We start from the raw sequence: 19,330 nt of genomic DNA, 5'->3' as shown, positions 1-19,330 counted from the left end.
CGCCAGTGGAGCGGTTTAGCTCAACGAATTGTTAGCGGAACGGAAACGGCCCGTTCGCCGTGCCTTCGACCCTCTCATTGCGCCGTTCCCGTTCCGCTAACAATCCTCTGGGTTATCACGGCACCGATGCGCCATTAAACGCAAAGGTGATGCTACGAACTACCACCATTGAAGTTGGTATCGCACCGTTAGTTAGGCGGCCGCGGAGGTGCTGACATGCTCTGCACCAGCCGGGTACGATGGCGCGGCGTCGGTGACGAAGGGCGACACTGTCCAGCTGACCGACGCGAAGTAACAACTCAACGAACGACGAGATAACAGAATGCTTGAAAATTTGAGCGGTGAGACGCGGCTGTTTCCCATCATTGGAGACCCGATCGTCTTCGTCAAGTCGCCGCAGCGCTTGACCAGCGGCTTCGCTGCGCGAGGCCACAACGGCATCTGCATACCGATGCAGGTGCCGGACGGCGCTCTGGAAGTTGTCATGCAAGGCCTCACAAGCACGCCGAATGTCGACGGGTTGCTTGTCACCATGCCGCACAAATTCACCGCGTTTACATACTGCGCGACCAGCTCCGAGACGGCGAGGCTGCTCGGCGGTGTCAACGTGATGCGTCGTAATCCTGACGGTACGTGGCATGGCGGCATGCTCGACGGCCTCGCTTTCGTCAAAGCTCAGATAGACGAAGGTGCCAGGCCGGAGGGCGCGCGCGTGCTGCTGGTCGGCGCCGGCGCGGCAGGTAGCGCCATCGCAATCGCGCTGCTCGAGGCGGGCGTTCGCGAGTTGATCATTCACGATGCCAACGAATCTCGCGTTGCGCAGTTGATGGAAGTCGTAGCGGATCTGGGCCGCGGCCGTGTGGCTGCCGGTCCGGCAGACCCGACAGGTTGCGACATGGTGTGCAATGCCACCCCGATGGGTATGGCGGCTGGCGACCCGCTTCCCGTCGCCGCAAATCTGCTCACATCGTCCATGTTCGTGGGCGATGTCATCGCGGGGCATGGGGTGACGCCATTCTTGCAGGCCGCCCAAGCCGCTGGCTGCAAGACAGCGAACGGTGTGCAGATGGTCGAGGCCGTACAGGAAATGATGCTCGACTTCATGCTCGGCAAATGATCGCTTGGCGTGTATTAGCTGTCAGATCGTGTTCGGGCTATGCAAACAGGTCACGCGCTTGCGCGGCGCCTGCGACGGGACGCCCATACTCGGCACACAGCGCGTGCGACTAGCTGCGCGTTGCTGGCTGCTGGCTCGATTGCCTGAACGCAGTTGTCGGTTAACCGGTGGGACCAGCGATTCTCTGGCCCCACCGAGCACGCCAAACCGACGACGTTTTATTGCGCCTGCGCTGCCTGACGTTGCGCGGCCTGCCGTTGGGCGTGCTGTTTCGCAAGGTGCCTTCCGACCATGCACCCGCCGACTGCACCAACGACAGCGTGGTGTCCCGCGTAATGTCCAGCGCCCCCTCCAACGTCGGCCCACCGCGCGGTACTTCGTCAGGACCTTCTGCCACTGCCGATAGTCGGCTAAACGATCACGAAAAGAACTGGCTGCATCCCGACCGCGAGGCTGTGCGGTCAGCGCCGGGTGCTCGCTCAACTGCTTGCGCGGCTCTTGCGCGCTGCTGTGTTGCGTGACTGGCGGATCAGGTAGCTGTGAATGTCTTCGAGGTATTGACCCATCGTCACGGCGGCGCCGTTGGAATCGCGGGCGCGGATCTGGTCGATCAACTTGCGGCGCGTCGGCACGACGGAATCAATCGGCTGCGGTCCCGTGACCACGATGAAATGGCGCAGCACCTCGCTGAGACCTTCCACGAGCGCCCCCAGGATGTCATTGCGGGTAGCGTCTGCGAGCAGCTTGTTGAATTCGATTGCGGTAAAGGTTCTTTCCTCGAAACGTCCGGCTTCGGTGAGCATTTGCGTCTTTTCGAGGTTGGCTTCCATCGCGCGGAAGTCTGCGGCGGTAGCCCTTTCGCATGCGAGGCGAACGACCATGTCCATCACCATCAGACGCGCTTCCATCAGCATGGGCAGCGAGGCGCGGCCGAGGTCGATCATGTCGCGGATCTGCTGGGTAACCAGCTTCGCACTCGATTCATTGACGAATGCGCCGCCGTGTCGCCCCTTCTTCATGATGATGAGGCCGGCAACTTCGAGTGTGCGCATGCCTTCGCGCACGGCCATCCGGCTCACCGCGAACTGCTCGGAAAGCTCGCGCTCGGTGGGCAGGCGGGTGCCAGGCGGCAGCGCGCCCGACGCGATCTGCTGGCGAATGCGGGCGCTGATTTCCTCGGAAATCCGGCGCGTGGTGATCGGCCCGAATGGTTCAGCCTTGTCCGCCGGGACGGCTGGTGCCGCCTTCCGCGTGCGGGGAGCGCGTTCGATGGCGGCCTGCGTTTGGCTTCCACTTATTTCATTCGTTGCAGGGGCGTCCCGTCGCGTGGTGCGGGGTGTTTTCATGCCATTCACTTTAGGTCGATCGAACTTGGGATATTAGCGTATACGGCCCGCCACAAATCCCCCCTGGATGGGTTGCCGGCCGTGCTTTACGCTTGCCGTGCGAACAGGTTCAGAAAAAATCGTGCGGCCGGCAGACTTGAAATGGACCGTCCATTGGCGTATTATGGAGCACCTGACAGCCGCTGTCGAACGGGCGGTGGTCGCAAACGAGAATTCGCGGGCTCAGCCTCTGCCACGCAGGCATGCATTGCGGTCGAGCAGGCGGCCTGCATGGAGACAACGCCATGAACGCTGTACCAGACACCGTAACGGCGGACGCGATGACGTTCGACCAGTTGCTTCAGTCGCGTCACAGCTGCCGCGCATTCCTGCCCGACGCGGTGGCCCGGACGACCATCGAGCGAATTCTGGAAACGGCGCAGCGCGCGCCTTCGTGGTGCAACGCGCAGCCATGGAAGCTGGTCATCACGAGCGGCGCGGCAACGGAAGATTTTCGCCGGGGGCTGCTCGAACACGTTACGACGTTGAAGCCGGCGCCGGACATCGCTTTTCCTCGCGAATATCGCGGCGTTTATCTCGAGCGCCGGCGGGCGTGCGGCTTGCAGCTTTACAACGCAGTGGGCGTCGCGCGCGGCGACCGTGAGGCGTCGGGCCGGCAGGCTCGCGAGAACTTCCGCTTGTTCGGCGCACCGCACGTCGCGATAGTCACCGCCGACTCCGCGCTGGGTCCCTACGGCACGATAGATTGCGGCGCGTATGTGACGACGTTTCTGCTCGCGGCTGCGTCGCACGGTGTTGGTTGCATCGCGCAGGCGGCGCTGGCGTCCTATTCGCCGTTCGTGCGCGCACACCTCGGCATCCCGGAAGACCGGATCATCGTTTGCGGGATCTCGTTCGGTTACGAAGACCGCGCGCATCCGGCGAACCAGTTTCGCACGGCGCGCGCGCCGCTCAATGACGTTGTCGACTGGCGCAGCTAGCAGTTGTGACGTTTCAGGTTGGGAGTTCATTCGATGAAGCAAGGCCCATTGTCGGGACTGAAGGTGGTCGAATTCGGCGCAATCGGCCCGGTGCCGTTCTGCGCGATGATGCTCGCGGACATGGGAGCGGATGTGGTTCAGCTCGCGCGGCCACGCGCGCAACTGGATCCGAACGACGTCATGTTGCGCGGACGGCGTATCGTCCCGCTCGACCTCAAGGACCAGCAGGACCGCGAGACCGCGCTCGAACTGGTTGCGCGCGCGGACATTTTGCTGGAAGGCAACCGGCCCGGCGTCATGGAAAGCCTTGGCCTCGGTCCTGACGTGTGTCTGGGACGCAATCCGCGTCTCGTCTACGGACGCATGACGGGCTGGGGTCAGGAAGGTCCGCTCGCGTCGAAGGCGGGGCACGACATTAACTACATTTCGCTTACCGGCGCGCTGGACGCCATCGGCAACGCGGGCGGCGCGCCCGTGCCGCCGCTCAATCTGGTCGGCGATTATGGCGGCGGCGCGATGTTCCTCGCGTTCGGCGTGCTGTGCGCGCAGTTCGAAGCGCGCGACAGCGGCCAGGGGCAGGTGGTCGACGCCGCGATGGTTGACGGTTCGGCGATGCTGATGTCGTTGTTCTGCCGGATGTATGCGCAGGGACGCTGGACGGACCGGCGCGGTGCGAACATGCTCGACGGCGGCGCGCCGTGGTACACGACGTATCAGACGTCCGATGGCCGTTACGTCGCGGTGGGCGCGCTTGAAGAGCCGTTCTGGCAGGAACTGCTCGAACGCCTCGACATTGCCCCGGATACGCTGCCGTCAAGGACGGACCGCTCGGGCTGGGACACGATCCGCAACGTGCTCGCGCAGTGTTTCCTTCGCAAGACGCGCGACGAATGGGCGGCGTTGTTCAGCGATTCCGATGCGTGCGTGAGCCCGGTGCTCGGCCTGCGCGAAGCGACGAATCATGCGCATGTCGCAAGCCGCGGCAGCTTTATCGAACTCGGCGGCGTCACGCAGCCTGCGCCCGCGCCGCGCTTTAGCCGCACGCCGGCAGGCGCGCGGCCCGCCGCATTCGGACCGGATGCGGCCGCCGCGGTGTTCGAATCGTGGGGCGTGCAGCGGCCGTCGTCGGACAAACGCGTTCAGGGCGCATAGTCGAACGCGGACCGCACATTTCATCAAGGAGACAACGAACCATGCCGAAGGGCTACATCATTGCACGCGTCGACGTGACCGATGAGGACGCGTACGCACGTTACGCGCGGATGGCGACGCCGGTCATTCAGCAATACGGTGGACGCGTGCTGGTACGCGGCGGCACGTGCCGCGTGCTGGAAGGCGAGGCGCGCGCGCGCAATGTCGTGATCGAGTTCGATTCGCTCGAACTCGCCGAGCGCTACTACCATTCGCCCGAATACGCTGCTGCGCGCGCTGCGCGCAACGGCGCGGCAGTGGCGGACTTTATCGCCGCAGAAGGCGCATAGGTCGTGACAGCGCCGGCGCAATGCCGGCGGTCGCGCGCGAAAATGGGGTTTTGCGCGCGCGATTACTTCGCGAGCAGTTCATCGAAGATCCATCTGCAATCGGTCACCTGTTCGAGCTGCATGAAGCGCGACGCGTAGGCGGCACTCGCGTGTGCAGACATCCGGAAACTGGCGAGCCGCTGAAATTTCTCGATCACCTGCGCATCGCTCAACGGATTCTGCGGCGAGCCGCACGGCGCATCGGAGCGGGCATGATGGACGTCTTCCGTTGAAACCGTAATTCGGCACTGGTGATAGTGCGCCAACTCGGGATCGGCGACGATTTCGATGTTCGCGAGCATGTCGCGCAACTCGGGACGTTGCAGATGCCCGTCGAGATCGACGCTATGCTGCGGGAGAATCACATCGGCGCCGCATGCGGCGAGCGCAACACAATATTGCAAGTGAAAGCGCGCTTCGTTCGCGGTATGCGGCAACGCGCTCTTCGATACGGCAGGGACGACGTAGGCTGGCATCGCGATCCGCAGCTTGCTTCGCGCGAGGACATCCGCGCCGAGCTGCGCGCGCAACGAAATCACCAGATCAATCGCGGAATGCGTATAGCCGCAGCACGCATGCAGTTTTCGACGCGGCTCGGCGAGAAACCAGTGCGTATCGTCCGCAATCACGCGCGGTTCGTATTCGCGGCACAGCGTCGCGAATAGACCGATGCGGCTTTCGAGCAGCCGCCCAGGTCCGGTCATACCGTGCTGTGCGTACCCGGCGGCGCGCAGTCCGATGGCTGCTGGCCACGCGCCGAACAACATCGGCTTCACCGTGCCGCCATCACCGAAGACGGTCTCGGCCGGGCACCAGGTAGTCAGCGTGCCGGCGATTGCGAGCGCTTCGCGGGTTTCATCGCGCGACAGCGCGCGCAGCGATGCGGCGACAGCCGCCGCGCCGAACGCGGATACCAGACCTGGCGTGACCATCGCGACGTCGGTATACGGCTTGAGTTTGGGATAGACGCTCGCATAAACGCGCGATGTCACCTCGATGCCGGCAATGACCGCCTTCAGCAACGCCGCGCCCGAGCCGTTACAGGCTTCGACGAGCGCAAGCGCGGCCGCAACGTTGCCGATGCTGGCGTGTCCGCCGATGAGATCGTTCAACTCGAAGATGTCGCCCCAGTATCCGTGCACGCGGGCAGCCGCTTCGAGCGGCAGCGTTTCGGCGCGGCCGATGACGCGCGCAAGCTGCCCGCTGCCGCCGAGCGCGCGCTCGGCGTCGAAGAGCGCCGCGCCTTCGGGCGTGTCGGCACCCGCGAGCGTGCATCCGATCGTGTCGAGCACGCACAAGCCCGCCTGTCGAAGCACTGTGTCAGGCACCCGTTTGAGATCGAGCGTGTTCGTGAAGCGAGCGAGTGAATCGAGAAGCGATGAGACTTCGGCGAATGCCGGATCTATTGAAGTCTGCATACGTTTGACCTCGTTCGTTGATGGAAAACCGTTCGGTGCGTAGACGCGGGTTCGGCTACCCGGCCGATTTGACAGGCCGAGCGGCGAACAGCGGGCCGTCATCGTGATGCAGTGCGACGATCTCGACTGCGCCGTCCAGCGCGATTGGCGCATCTCCCCAGATCCTGACCGCGATGCGCGGACCTTCTTCGAGATCCACGATGCCGACGCGATAGGGTGCCTCCGCCCTAAACGCCGCGGGCGCAGCGTGAACGGTCGTCGCCGAGTAGAGCGTGCCGCGTCCTGACAGGTCGGTCCAGCTCACCTGACGCGACCAGCAATGCGGGCAAAACGGCTTCGGCGGAAACGTATAGGCGTGGCACGCGTCGCAGCGCGTGGTGCGAAACTGTCCGTCGCGCAGTGTGTCCCAGAAGGCGCGAGTGAATGGCGTCACGCGGGGCGGATAGGCGCGGGAGCCCGCGACGTTGAGAATTTCGAGCATTAGCGGACCGCCTCCATGATGTGAACCAGCGCGGCGTTGTAGTTGCCGAGTTCGGCGCTTGTCATCGCGAGTTCCGCATTGGCGACCTGACGCGCGCCCGCGCGGCCTCGCAACTGTTCGGCGATTTCGACGAAACTGTAGAACGGCGTCACATACGCGGGATGCCCGCGCGATTGCAGACCACCAGACGTGCAGATCGGAATGCGTCCCCCAAGGCTCGTGTCACCTTCGGCTGCGCAACGCGCACCACGTCCGCGCGGCACGAGGCCGAGCGCTTCGCTCACCAGCACCTCGACGATCGTGCATGGCGCATAGAGTTCGGCGACGTCGATGTCGGCGGGCGTGACGCCAGCGGCCTCGCAGGCCGAGCGTCCTGCGGTTTGCGCCGAGACGAACGCGGTCATGTCGTTCGGCACTTCGCTGATCTGATGTGCGCCTTCGTGGAAAAAGCCGCGCGAGCGGATCCGCACGTAGGGACGGCCGAGCGCACGCGCGACGTCCTCTTCGGCGAGCACGAGGCAGACTGCGCCGTCGCTGCGAGGCGGCACCTCGTAGAGGCCGAGCGGCTCGACGATCATCGGCTGCGCGAGCACATCGTCGAGCGTGATCAGCTTGCGGAACTGCGCGAGCGGATTGAGCGCCGCGTGCGCGCGGTTCTTCACGGCGACGCTTGCCAGTTCCACGCGCGACGAACCGTGCTCGTGAATGTAGCGTGCGGCGTCCATCGCATACCACGCGATCGGTGTGATGCCGAATGGACCCTGAAAATCCACATCGCCGACCGCGCGCATCGAGCTCATCATGTGCTCGGCTGCGGATGTCGCGGTTTCGAAGTTCACACCCAGCGCGAGCGCCACCTTCGAGCGTCCGAGCAGGATATCGTTTGCGGCGTTCTCGAACGCGAGACCGGCCGTCATGCCATTGCCTAGAATCTCGGCGACGCTGCCTGTACATGGCAGCCGCAGATGATGCGCGATGAATGTCGCGAAGTACTTCTGCCTTGTGTAGGGCCGGCACTGCGCGAGCGAAAGCGTACCGATGTCGGCCTTTTCCACGCCTGCATCTGCGACCGCGTCGAGCACGAGCTGGACCAGCACTTCGTGTTCGAGCGTCTGTTCCGCTGCGTCGGGCGGTGACTGCCATTTGCCGACCGGGAGTGCCGCGGTGCCTATGATCGTCACTGTTCTGCCCATACCGTCCAGCCTCCTTTTACCAAGAAATGCGCGGCCATCCCGGTCCGCGCGCAGCCGCCGCATCAGCGGAAGCCACCAGCAAAGGTAAGCTTAAGTTAATGGACCGTCCATTAGGGTTATTTCCTGGTGGACGCGTTTTCGTTCGAGGAGTTTAATTGAGTCAATGGACGGTCCAATTGTTTTTGCAGCCGGGCACGTTGGCTGCAAACTGAATAAACCAGGAGAGAGGACGGATGTACAACGAAAGAGCCGTATACCGGATGAACGACCTTCGCCGGCTGATCGACCCGCAAACGATCGCGGTCGTCGGCGCATCGGAGACGCCTGGATCATTCGGTCAACGCACGCTCGCGAATCTGGCGGGATTCGGCGGGAAGGTGTTCGGGGTCAATCCCAAGTACCGCGAGACCGTCGGCTTCCCATGCGTGCCGACGCTGGCTGATCTGCCCGAGTCGCCGGATTGTGTCGTGATGTGCGTGTCGCAGTCGCTCGTCGAACCGACGCTCGAGGAAGCGATTGCGATCGGCGCGGGTGGCGCGATTGTCTACGCGTCGGGGTATGCCGAGACCGGACGTCCCGATCGCGTCGCGGCGCAGGAGCGTCTCGTCGACATCGCGCGTCGCGGCGGCATCCGGATTGCGGGGCCGAACTGCGTCGGTCTCGCGAACGTGCGCTCGGGTGCGGCGATGAACTTCATGTCCGGCTGCGGCGAGATGATCGACGGACGTGCGGGCCGCGTCGCGGTCGTCTCGCAGAGCGGCGCGCTCGGTTACACGGTGTTGCAGGCGATGGCGCGCGGCGTCGGGATGAGCCACTACCTCGCGGCGGGAAATTCTTCGGACGTCGACGTCGCGGACTTCGTCGCCGCACTCGCCGACGATCCGAACGTCGGCGCGATTATCTGTCTGTTCGAGGGTGTCAAGAGCGGCGCGCGCTTCCTGGCGGCGGCGCGCCTCGCCGATGCGGCGGGCAAACCGCTGATCGTCTACAAGGCGGGCAATACGGCCGCAAGCGGCAAGGCCGCTTTGTCGCACACCGGCACGCTGGTCGGTTCCGTCGCCGCATATCGCGCCGCGCTCGAAGAAGTGGGCGCGATTCAGACCGACGATCTCGAAGCGGTGCTGGAACTCGCGAACTTCTTCGCGCGCAACGATGCGCCGCGCAACGGACGCCGTGTCGGCATTATGGCGACGTCCGGCGGTGCGGGTGTTATCAACGCGGACAAGGCCGAGCAAAAGGGCCTTGAGCTTCCTGCTCTGTCGCCAGCGACGCGCGAAGCGCTCGCCACCGTGGTGCCGGATTTCGGTTCGATCGCGAATCCCGCTGATTTGACAGCAGAAGTGCTGAAGACGGCGTCGACGTTTTCGCACTGTCTGAACGCGTTTGTGGACGATCCGGCGTTCAGCGCTGTCGTCGTGCCACTGGTGTTCGCGCACGATGCGGCGACCGGTGCGCGCGCGCCGATCATCTGCGATGTCGCCGCACGGAAGAAGAACGCGATCGTCGCCGTGTGGATGAACGAATGGCTGGAAGGGCCGGGCAGCGCGGTGCTGGACGCCGACCCGAATGTGACGCTGTTCCGTTCCGCCGATCGCTGCTTCTCCGCGATACGCGCATGGTGCGACTGGCATGAGCGCCGCGCGTCGCGTCGCGATGCGCCGCCGCGACGCTCGGCCGCCGACGCGTGCGACAACGCCCGAGCGATTCTCGCCGCCGCACGTGAACGCGGCAATGTGCTCAGCGAGCAGGACTCGAAGCGAGCACTCGCCGCATACGGGATCAGGGTGCCGCACGAAACGATCGCGTCGACGCCCGACGAAGCAGCGAACGCCGCACAGACGATGCGCTTTCCGCTCGTCGTCAAGATCGCGTCGCCTGATATTGCACACAAGACGGAAGTTTCCGGCATTCGTTTGAACCTGAAGGACGGGCAGGCCGTGCGTGACGCTGCGCGCGACGTGCTTGCCGCCGCGGCGAAGCACAAGCCGCAGGCGCGGCTCGACGGTGTCAGCGTGCAGGAAATGGCGCCGCCGGGCGTCGAGCTCGTGCTCGGTATTCAGCGCGACGCGCAATTCGGCACGCTCGTTGTCGTGGGCCTGGGCGGCGTGCTGGTGGAACTGCTTGGTGACGTGTCGATCGCCCTCGCGCCGGTCACCCCGCAGAAGGCCGCAGCGATGCTTTCGTCGTTGAAGGGTTACCGGCTGCTGACAGGTTATCGCGGACAGCCGCGTCTTGACGTCGAAAGCGCAATCGACGCGATTTGCCGCTTCTCCGAATTCGCCGCCGACATGGGCGCGGCGCTCTCCGAGGCGGACGTGAATCCGGTCATCGTTGGACAGGATGGCGTCGTGGCGGCCGACGCGCTGCTGGTTCTCTCGTAAAAGGAGTGTTGTTCGATGAGCGGGAAATGTATTGAGGAGTTTTTGGAGGGTGAGGTGCATCTCAGCCCGGGCCGCACGATCACCGAGACCGACGTCGTCACGTACTCGTGGGTCTCGGGAGATGTGAATCCCATGCACACGGATGCGGAGTACAGCGCGAAATCCGCGTTAGGTCAGCGTATCGCACACGGGACGCTGGGACTGTCCGTATGTACTGGCCTGAGCGCGCAGCTGGGCCATCTGATTGGAACCGCCATCGCTGCGCTTGGCGTCGATGAATGGCGCTTTCTTGCGCCGATTTTCCTCGGTGACACGGTTCATCTGCGCACGACTGTCGTGTCGGCGCGACGGACGTCGAAGCCGGACCGGGGTGTGCTCAAGCGCCGGATGGAATTGATCAATCAGCGCGGCGAGATCGTGCAGACGGGCGTGATGACCACGATGGTGCTGACCCGCGCGGGCCGCGAAGCGCTCAACACCGTCCAGAACGAGACGAAGCTTGCAGAGGAACAGCAATGACCTTGACGAACACGTTTGGCTTGACCGAAGAACAGAAAATGATGCGTGAGAGCATTCTCACGCTGCTGGAGCGCCACTTGCCGTGGGATCGCGTGGGCAAGATGGACGAGACGAAGGAGTATCCGCACGAGGCACATGCGGCGCTCGCCGAAGCGGGCTTTCTGAGCCTCTTTTATCCGGAGGAACTCGGCGGCAGTGGCGGCAGCTACAAGGACATGACGGTTCTGCTGGAGACGCTGGGCTACTACTACACGGGAATCGCGCAGGGAATCACGACGACCGCCATCTACGCGGGCATGCACGTGGCAAAGTTCGGCTCGGCTGCGTTGAAGCAGGGAATCGTGCCGAAGATCATTTCGGGCAAGGCAAAGCTGTCGCTTGCGATGTCCGAGCCGGGTACCGGCTCAGACGTCGCGGGCATCCGGACCACGGCCGTGCGCGACGGCGATGAGTATGTGCTGAACGGCAGCAAGGTCTGGATCACCTGCGCGCACGTCGCTGACTATATCGTCGTGATCGCCAAGACCGATCGCAATGCGCCTCGCCATCACGGCATCAGCACGATCCTCGTCGACGCAAAGGCGCCCGGCGTCACGATTCGTCCGTTGAACATGCTCGGCCGCCGCACGACGCATGCGAACGAGGTGTTCTTCGACAACGTACGTGTGCCCGCATCGAACCTCTTCGGCGGCGAGGGGCAGGCGTGGAAAAACATCATGAAGTGTCTCGGCCTCGAGCGGATGGCGCTGGCCGCGATTTCCGCAGGCCACTGCTTCCGGATCACGGAGTATGCGCGCGACTATGCGCAGCAGCGCATTCAGTTCGACCAACCGATCTCGAGCTTTCAGGTGATCCAGCACAAGCTGGTCAACATGGCGATCATGGCCGAGACATCGCGCCAGTCGGTGTATCGCGTGGCGGAGCTGCTCGATGGCGGTGATCCGGCCATCAACGAGACGTCGATTGCGAAAATCGTCTGCACCGAAAACAACTTCCGCTGCGCGGACGAAGGGCTGCAGATTCTCGGCGGCGCAGGCTATTCGATGGAATATGACATGCAGATGTTCTTCCGCGATTCGCGCGTCGGCCCGATCGGCGGCGGCAGCAACGAGATCCAGCGCAACGTGCTCGCGAAGCGCATGGGCCTGTGAGCGCGAGCGGCAACCAGGAATGCACGTTATGACTAACACGATGCTCTCACCGGAGCGGACCTGCGATGTGCTCGTCATCGGCTCGGGCGCAGGCGGTCTGTCCACCGCCATCACGGCGCGTAAACAGGGACTCGATGTCGTCGTCATCGAGAAGGAGCCGTGGTTCGGCGGCACCACGGCCTATTCGGGCGGCGTGCTATGGATTCCCGGCAACCGGCACGCCACGGCGAATCACGCCGAGGACACGACCGAGGCCGCGCGTCGCTACATGCGCAATGAAACCGGCGCGTTTTATGACGAAGTGGCGGTCGACGCATTTCTCCGCGTCGGTCCGGAAATGCTCGATTTCTTCGAGCGCGAAACGGAAGTCAAATTCCTGCCAACGCTGTATCCGGACTATCACCCGGATGTCGATGGCGGCGTCGACATCGGTCGGTCGGTGGTCGCCGCGCCTTACGATGCCCGGCGGCTGGGCGCGGACATCGTGAGGCTACGGCCGCCGCTGAAGACCATCACGTTCATCGGCATGATGTTCAACTCATCGAACGCCGATCTGAAGCACTTCTTCAACGCGACGAAGTCGCTGACGTCGGCCTGGTATGTGACGCGACGCCTCGCGAGCCACTTGAAGGATCTCGCGCTATATCGCCGCGGCGTACAGATCACGAGCGGTAACGCACTCGCGGCGCGCCTCGCGAAGTCGGCGCTCGATCTCGACATTCCGATCCTGACGAACACGGCCGCACAGGAGCTCATCGTCAAAGGCGCACGCGTATGCGGTGTCGTCGCGCGGACCGCGAACGGGACGGTGAGCATCGCGGCGCGGCGCGCGGTCGTGCTGGCATGCGGCGGCTTCTCGCACGATGTCAAGCGCGTTCGCAAAGCGTATCCGCACGTTGCGCGCGGCGGTCAACATGTATCGCCGGTTCCGGGCGGCAATACGGGCGACGGCGGCCGGCTGGCCGAGCAAGTCGGCGGACGTGTCGACATCCGGTATCCGCAGCCGGCGGCCTGGATGCCGGTATCGCGCGTGCCGATGGGCGACGGCAAGTTCGGCGTGTTTCCGCATCTCGTCGATCGCTACAAGCCGGGGATCATCGGCGTCACGCGTGGCGGCCGCCGCTTCACCAACGAATCCCAGTCGTACCACGACGTCGGCGTCGCGATGATCGAAGCGTGCAAAAGCGAACATGAAACGGCGATGTGGCTCATCTGCAATCGACGAACGATTCGCAAATACGGCCTCGGTTACGCGAAGCCCGCGCCGGTGCCGCTCAGGCCGCTGGTGCGCAACGGCTACCTGGTGAAGGGGCGCACGCTGGCGGAGCTGGCGACGCGCGCGGGTATCGACGCGCGTCAGCTCGAAGAGACCGTGCGCTTCTACGACGAAGACGCCGCGCGCGGCGTCGACACAGAGTTCGGGCGCGGCAGCACATCGTTCAACCGGTACCTGGGCGACCCCGATCACTTGCCGAATCCATGCGTCGCGCCGGTCGGTCCCGGTCCGTACTACGCGCTGAAGGTGGAGATGGGCGATCTTGGGACCTTCGACGGCATCGCTACCAATGTCTCCGGTCAGGTGCTTGCGAACGGGCAGACGGTTGAGGGTCTGTACGCAGTCGGCAACGACCGCGCGAGCGTGATGGGCGGCAACTACCCGGGTGCTGGGATCACGCTGGGGCCGATCATGACATTCGGGTTCATTGCGGGACGGCACATCGCAGAGCAGGCGAGGGCACAAGTGCGCGAGCCCGGCCTGGGAATCGCTTCATAGCAGAAGGAGCAGCGCACGCCACGTCCGATTTTTATTATGAAATATAACTACGTATTAGAGTGGAGACAGACGAAAATGGAAAGAGGCAATAGCGGCTTGCAGCGCTTTCAGGCGACGCACTGTGCGATCAGCAACGGAGGCGATCGATGAGAGAGCCAATCGACAGGGCGTGCACGGTCGATGTGCAGGAGTTCATCGACGGACAGCGCTTTTCCGTGTTTCACTGTGTGCTGTTCGTGCTGTGTTTTCTGATTGTCGCGCTCGACGGATTCGATACGGGCGCAATGGGATTCATCGCCCCGTCGCTCGTCCAGGACTGGAAGGTGCCGCGCGAATCGCTGGGGCCGGTGTTGAGCGCCGCACTGGTCGGCGTCGGTATCGGCGCGCTTCTGGTGAGCCCGTTCGCCGACAAGATCGGCCGCAAGGCAGTGCTGGCGGCATCAGTGTTCTTCTTTGGCGCGCTGAGCTGTGCGACTGCATTCTCCAATTCGATGGACGCGCTCACGGCGATGCGGTTTCTCACCGGACTCGGGCTCGGCGCTGCCGTGCCCAACGCGGTTACGTTGATGTCGGAATACGTACCGGCGCGGATCCGGGGCTTCGTCGTCAACGCGATGTTCATGGGGTTTGCGGCCGGCATCGCGCTAGGCGGCGTGCTGTCCGCGTGGCTGATCCCCGTGTTTGGCTGGAAGAGCGTGTTGCTGACGGGCGGTGTTGCTCCGCTCGTCCTTGCGGCGATGCTGATTCCGCTCTTGCCGGAATCCGTCAAGTTCATGGTCGCGAACGGGCGACCGCGCGAACGCGTCGCACGAATCCTGCAACGGCTCGCGCCGCAGGCCCGACTCAATGGCTGCGCGTTTATCTGCGAAGCGAAGAATCCGGTTGATACCGCCAGGACATCACCGGTATTGCAGCTGCTGTCGAAGCGCTATCTGCTCGGCACGATGATGCTGTGGCTCAGCTACTTCATGTGCCTGACCGTTTTCTACCTGCTGACCAACTGGCTGCCGACCCTGTTCAAAGCATCGGGCTTCACGCTCCACGGATCCGCGATGACGTCTTCGCTGTTCCATGTCGGCGGGTGCGTGGGCATTCTGCTCGCCGGCTGGCTGATGGATCGTTTCAGTGCCATTCGCGTAGTCGCGTTCTTCTATGTGCTGACGGCGGCGATCGTCTTCGTGACTGGCCGCAACGTCGCGCACGACGCGTGGCTTACCGCGCTGATCGTGGTGACGGGCGTCGCGCTTTCAGGTGCGGCTGCGTCGATGGCGCCGCTCGCTGCGGAGTTCTATCCGACGACGAGCCGCGTTACGGGCGTCGCGTGGATGTTGGCGATCGGACGGGTCGGCGCGGTGGTGGGCGCGTTCGGCGGCGCGATCTTAATGGGGTTGAGCTGGCAGTTTGCATCGATTTTCAGTCTGCTTGCTGTGCCGTCGCTGGTTGCCGCGTTTGCGCTCGTGGTAATGGCGCGCAGTGCCGCGCATAACGAGCGCACGTCGACGGACACCGCGCCTGTGGTGGCGACGAGGTCGTAGTGGGGGCTGCGCCGCACGTTGCATCGGCAGGAAGCGTGCGAATGCGCTGTGCGCAAGAGCCGGTTGATTGGTTAGAGAGAGTTTCGACGATGAAGATTCTAGTTGCAGTGAAGCGGGTGGTCGACTCCAACGTAAAGGTTGGGGTGAGGTCAGACGGTACGGCCATCGACATAGCGAATGTGAAGATGTCGATGAACCCGTTCGACGAGATCGCGGTGGAGGAAGCGGTGCGTCTGAAGGAAGCGGGCGTGGCCACTGAGGTGATTGCGGTGTCGGCGGGGGTCACACAATGTCACGAAACGCTGCGCACCGCGCTGGCGATCGGTGCGGACCGTGCAATCCTGATCGAATCGAATGAGGAACTGCAGCCGCTGGCGGTCGCGAAGCTGCTGAAGGCGCTGGTCGACAGGGAGCAGCCGCAGCTGGTGATTCTGGGCAAACAGGCCATCGACGACGACTCGAACCAGACCGGGCAGATGCTGGCTGCGCTGGCGAACCTTCCGCAGGCGACGTTTGCGTCGAAGGTGACCATCGCCGACAAGGAAGGACAAATGCGGGCAACCGTCGCCCGCGAAGTGGATGGCGGCGCGGAAACCCTGTCACTGAAGCTGCCGGCGGTGATCACCGCTGACCTGCGCCTCAATGAGCCGCGCTACGTGACGCTGCCCAACATCATGAAGGCGAAGAAGAAGCCGGTGGAAACGCTCAAGCCTGAAGACCTTGGCGTTGACGTGAAGCCACGTCTGAAGACGCTGAAGGTTGCCGAGCCGCGGAAGCGCTCCGCCGGTGTGAAGGTGGCGGATGTGAAGACGCTGGTCGCGAAGCTGAAGACCGAAGCCAAGGTGCTTTGAGTAAAACGTGGAGAAAGAGCAAATGACGATTCTGGTAATTGCCGAACACGACAACGCGTCGATCAAGGCTGCGACGCTCAATACGGTGGCTGCTGCGCACGAGGTTGGCAAATTCGTTGGCGGCGACATTCACGTGCTGGTGGCAGGTCACAACGCGCAGGGTGCAGCGGATGCCGCAGCGAAGATCGCAGGTGTTTCGAAAGTCCTGCTGGCCAACGCGCCGCACCTGGAAGCCGGTCTGGCGGAAAACGTCGAAACGACGGTGCTGACGATTGTGCAAGACCCGGCGAAGGACTACACGCACATCCTCGCGCCGGCGACTGCGTACGGCAAGAACATCGTCCCGCGCATTGCAGCGAAGCTCGACGTCGCGCAGATCAGCGACATCATCGCAGTGGATAGCGCCGACACGTTCGAGCGCCCGATCTACGCCGGCAACGCGATCGCGACGATTCAATCCCAAGACCCGATCAAGGTGATCACGGTGCGTACGACCGGTTTCGACCCGGTTGCAGCAGAAGGCGGCAGCGCAGCAGTGGAAAAGATCGAGGCGGCGACGGACACAGGTCTCTCGCAGTTCGTGAGCCGTGAAGTGACGAAGCTGGACCGTCCGGAACTGACGTCGGCGAACATCATCGTGTCGGGCGGCCGGGGGCTGGGCAGCGGGGAGAATTTCGCGCTGGTGCTGGAGCCGCTGGCGGACAAGCTCGGCGCGGCGCTCGGCGCGTCGCGCGCAGCGGTGGACGCCGGCTTCGTGCCGAACGACTATCAGGTCGGCCAGACAGGCAAGATCGTCGCGCCGCAGCTGTATGTGGCTGTTGGCATTTCGGGTGCGATCCAGCATCTGGCCGGGATGAAAGACTCAAAGGTGATCGTGGCGATCAACAAGGACCCGGAAGCGCCGATCTTTAGCGTCGCCGATTACGGACTGGTCGGCGATCTGTTTTCGCTAACACCCGAGTTGGTTTCAGCATTGAACTAGCAAACCATCCGCGCAGCGAGGTTTGTTGAGCAACTCTTTTCGAACAGGGAATTGTATAAATCTCATTTATATATTTCGGTATACGAATCATTAAAAAACCATGCCGTCAGACCGAACGGCAGAACAACATTTCGGAGACTTCATGAAGAAACAGCTTTATTGGCTTGGTCCAGCGGTCCTTCTCGCAACCGGTAACGCTTACGCACAAAGTTCCGTCACCCTGTATGGGTTGATCGACGTCGGCCTGAACTACGTCAGCAACGCTCAGGTCGGTCGCAATAGGGATGGCAGTCTTGCCGGCAAGCAGCTGGTTTCGATGAGCGATGGCGGCGCGCGAGGAATTACCGGCAGTCGCTGGGGTTTGAAGGGTTCCGAGGATCTTGGAGGAGGTCTATCGGCGATCTTCACGCTGGAGAATGGCTTTAACCTTAATAACGGCACGCTCGCCCAGGGCGGCGCGGAATTCGGCCGACAGGTTTTTATCGGATTGAGCGGTCCGTTCGGTACGGTCACAGCCGGCCGTCAGTACGATACGGAGTCGGACTTCGTCGCCCCGTATTCGCCGAGCCTGATCGTCGGTATCTCCGGCTCGCTTCCCGGCGATGTGGATGGCCTCGGACATACGCGGCGTACGAACAACGCGATCAAGTACGTCAGTAAATCCTATGGCGGAGTGACGTTTGGCGGCATGTACTCGCTCGGCGGCCACGCAGGGGACTTCACCGCAAGCCAGATCTGGGCGCTGGGCGCAAGCTACTCCGCAAACAGCTTCTCGATCGGTGTCGGCTACTACAACGGACGCGACCCGAATCTCGCATCATTCGGCAACAACCCGAATTCCGGTCCGGCGACTTCGAACAACCTGGGCTCGTTCGGGTCCGCAGAATTGGCACAATCGAATCCGATCTACGCCGGATACGCTTCGGCTCACACGTTCGAGATCTATTCCGGGGGCACGAGCTACAAGATCGGTCAGGCAACCCTCGCGCTGTCGCTAAGCCACTCGGCATTCAAGGGAATCGGCGACCTGGAGGCCGGACCGAATCCGCGTGGCTATCACGGCACTGCGGTATTCAACAATGGCACCGCAACCGCTTCGTACTGGGTGAGCCCCGCGCTGCAGGTGGGTGGCGCGTACACGTATACGCGAGGCGGCGGCGTCAATGGCCAGGGCGGAGCGACTTACCAGCAGGGGATTCTGGGCGTGCAGTATTTTCTGTCGAAGCGGACGGAGATTTATCTCTTCGGAGTGTACCAGGTCGCAAGTGGGACGAATTCGCTTGGCCAGCGAGCCGTCGCGAACATCGAGTTGATGACGCCGTCGAGCAATAATCGTCAGTTTGTCGGGCGAGCGGGGATTGTGCAGCGGTTCTGAAGACGCTTGCGAGGTGACGATGTGGCGACGGCGTTGTCACATTAACGCGTTGGGCTCGCANGAAGACAAGCTTCACGCTTGCGAGCTCAGGGATCTCGACTTTCGCGGCTAGATAGCTGCGCAGTTGATCGGTCACGATCTTGCGCGGTGCCTCAGGACACGCGGCAAGCACGCGCATGAAAAACCGTTTGGCTGCCGCCTTGTCCCGACGTTTCTGCAGCAGGATATCGAGCTCGACGCCGTGCTGATCGACTGCTCGCCACAGCAGATATCGCCGCGGATGGTTGGCTTGGATGGATGCTCGAAAAGCCGGATCCGGAAAAAACCGATGAAGAGCGACAGCATGGAGCGCCAGAATTGAGCACGTATCGGCTGCGACGACGCAAAAGTATCCGCACAAAGCGCTTGAAATTTCTGGAACGCGAAAAAGACGTAAAGCTGTCCGCGCAGTACGAAAAACGTGGATTGTCATTTTCGGGACGCGATTGGGTAGCCTTACATGACAACTTTACGTACGAGCACTGAGTCGTCGAGCCATCGAGTCCGCGTTCTCTATTTTACATAATATAAATTATCAATAGGACTGGTGTAGTAGCTTTATAGAAATGTCGTGTTCTGGCCATTTAGAAATGTCGTGTTTTGGCCTCGGTATGCTGGCCGGCTCCCTGCGGGACCACGGAGCCGGCCATGCATCCAGCTGCACTGGT

16 protein-coding genes and 1 pseudogene are annotated in these 19,330 nt (G+C 62.8%); 12 read left to right on the top strand and 5 right to left on the bottom strand.

What is annotated here, in order from left to right; all coding sequences use genetic code 11:
* Nucleotides 1-322 precede the first annotated feature (322 nt).
* Complete coding sequence (locus DLM46_RS38065; protein WP_115110027.1) at nucleotides 323-1,117, top strand: shikimate dehydrogenase family protein; 795 nt, start codon at nucleotides 323-325, stop codon at nucleotides 1,115-1,117.
* Nucleotides 1,118-1,596: 479 nt separating this feature from the next.
* Here DLM46_RS38065 and DLM46_RS38060 read toward each other — a convergent pair whose 3' ends face one another.
* On the bottom strand, nucleotides 1,597-2,463 hold the full coding sequence (locus DLM46_RS38060; protein ID WP_115110023.1) for a FadR/GntR family transcriptional regulator: 867 nt from the start codon (nucleotides 2,461-2,463) through the stop codon (nucleotides 1,597-1,599).
* Nucleotides 2,464-2,747: 284 nt separating this feature from the next.
* On the opposite strand from DLM46_RS38060, the gene DLM46_RS38055 reads away from it, so the two are divergent.
* From DLM46_RS38055 to DLM46_RS38045, 3 genes are read left to right on the top strand one after another with little or no spacing between them, the layout of a single operon-like run.
* Nucleotides 2,748-3,443, top strand: coding sequence for a nitroreductase (locus tag DLM46_RS38055; RefSeq protein WP_115110020.1), 696 nt, complete (start codon nucleotides 2,748-2,750; stop codon nucleotides 3,441-3,443).
* Nucleotides 3,444-3,476: 33 nt separating this feature from the next.
* A complete protein-coding gene (locus DLM46_RS38050; RefSeq protein ID WP_115110016.1) occupies nucleotides 3,477-4,595 on the top strand; it encodes a CaiB/BaiF CoA transferase family protein in 1,119 nt (372 codons plus the stop codon).
* 41 nt (nucleotides 4,596-4,636) lie between these two features.
* A complete protein-coding gene (locus tag DLM46_RS38045; RefSeq protein ID WP_115110012.1) occupies nucleotides 4,637-4,924 on the top strand; it encodes a DUF1330 domain-containing protein in 288 nt (95 codons plus the stop codon).
* Between the two features lie 62 nt (nucleotides 4,925-4,986).
* Here the strand turns inward: DLM46_RS38045 and DLM46_RS38040 are convergent, their stop codons facing one another.
* The 3 genes from DLM46_RS38040 to DLM46_RS38030 are packed head-to-tail and all read right to left on the bottom strand — an operon-like array spanning nucleotide 4,987 to nucleotide 8,055.
* Complete coding sequence (locus DLM46_RS38040) at nucleotides 4,987-6,381, bottom strand: MmgE/PrpD family protein (RefSeq protein ID WP_165848160.1); 1,395 nt, start codon at nucleotides 6,379-6,381, stop codon at nucleotides 4,987-4,989.
* Nucleotides 6,382-6,436: 55 nt separating this feature from the next.
* Nucleotides 6,437-6,862: a Zn-ribbon domain-containing OB-fold protein gene (locus DLM46_RS38035; protein ID WP_115110005.1), complete on the bottom strand. Its 426-nt coding sequence runs from the start codon at nucleotides 6,860-6,862 to the stop codon at nucleotides 6,437-6,439.
* The gene (locus DLM46_RS38030) at nucleotides 6,862-8,055 is read right to left on the bottom strand and encodes a thiolase family protein (protein WP_115110002.1); all 1,194 of its coding nucleotides are present in this window, start codon (nucleotides 8,053-8,055) and stop codon (nucleotides 6,862-6,864) included. Before DLM46_RS38030 ends, DLM46_RS38035 begins: the two co-directional genes overlap by 1 nt.
* Nucleotides 8,056-8,288: 233 nt before the next feature.
* Here DLM46_RS38030 and DLM46_RS38025 point away from each other — a divergent pair, with 233 nt between their 5' ends.
* The 8 genes from DLM46_RS38025 (at nucleotide 8,289) to DLM46_RS37990 (ending at nucleotide 18,623) form a co-directional block, all read left to right on the top strand.
* Entirely contained in the window at nucleotides 8,289-10,436 is a 2,148-nt protein-coding gene (locus DLM46_RS38025; protein ID WP_115109999.1) for an acetate--CoA ligase family protein, read from the top strand.
* Nucleotides 10,437-10,490: 54 nt separating this feature from the next.
* The gene (locus DLM46_RS38020) at nucleotides 10,491-10,955 is read left to right on the top strand and encodes a MaoC/PaaZ C-terminal domain-containing protein (protein WP_244306531.1); all 465 of its coding nucleotides are present in this window, start codon (nucleotides 10,491-10,493) and stop codon (nucleotides 10,953-10,955) included.
* On the top strand, nucleotides 10,952-12,106 hold the full coding sequence (locus DLM46_RS38015; protein WP_115109993.1) for an acyl-CoA dehydrogenase family protein: 1,155 nt from the start codon (nucleotides 10,952-10,954) through the stop codon (nucleotides 12,104-12,106). The genes DLM46_RS38020 and DLM46_RS38015 overlap by 4 nt, the downstream gene beginning before the upstream one ends.
* 28 nt (nucleotides 12,107-12,134) lie before the next feature.
* A complete protein-coding gene (locus DLM46_RS38010; protein WP_115109989.1) occupies nucleotides 12,135-13,880 on the top strand; it encodes an FAD-dependent oxidoreductase in 1,746 nt (581 codons plus the stop codon).
* 146 nt (nucleotides 13,881-14,026) lie between these two features.
* On the top strand, nucleotides 14,027-15,415 hold the full coding sequence (locus tag DLM46_RS38005) for an MFS transporter (RefSeq protein ID WP_115109986.1): 1,389 nt from the start codon (nucleotides 14,027-14,029) through the stop codon (nucleotides 15,413-15,415).
* An 89-nt stretch (nucleotides 15,416-15,504) separates the two neighbouring features.
* On the top strand, nucleotides 15,505-16,266 hold the full coding sequence (locus DLM46_RS38000) for an electron transfer flavoprotein subunit beta/FixA family protein (RefSeq protein WP_115109983.1): 762 nt from the start codon (nucleotides 15,505-15,507) through the stop codon (nucleotides 16,264-16,266).
* A 22-nt stretch (nucleotides 16,267-16,288) separates the two neighbouring features.
* Nucleotides 16,289-17,248: an electron transfer flavoprotein subunit alpha/FixB family protein gene (locus tag DLM46_RS37995; protein ID WP_115109980.1), complete on the top strand. Its 960-nt coding sequence runs from the start codon at nucleotides 16,289-16,291 to the stop codon at nucleotides 17,246-17,248.
* Nucleotides 17,249-17,390: 142 nt separating this feature from the next.
* On the top strand, nucleotides 17,391-18,623 hold the full coding sequence (locus DLM46_RS37990) for a porin (protein WP_115109977.1): 1,233 nt from the start codon (nucleotides 17,391-17,393) through the stop codon (nucleotides 18,621-18,623).
* Nucleotides 18,624-18,639: 16 nt separating this feature from the next.
* Here DLM46_RS37990 and DLM46_RS37985 read toward each other — a convergent pair.
* Nucleotides 18,640-18,894: pseudogene (locus DLM46_RS37985) on the bottom strand (DDE-type integrase/transposase/recombinase); the annotation flags it as partial.
* Nucleotides 18,895-19,330: the final 436 nt, after the last annotated feature.

The sequence above is a fragment of the Paraburkholderia lacunae genome (genome assembly GCF_003353175.1).
GTDB lineage: Bacteria > Pseudomonadota > Gammaproteobacteria > Burkholderiales > Burkholderiaceae > Paraburkholderia > Paraburkholderia lacunae.
The sequence above is the reverse complement of the archived record's forward strand: the minus strand, read 5'-3'. Positions and strand labels throughout refer to the sequence as shown.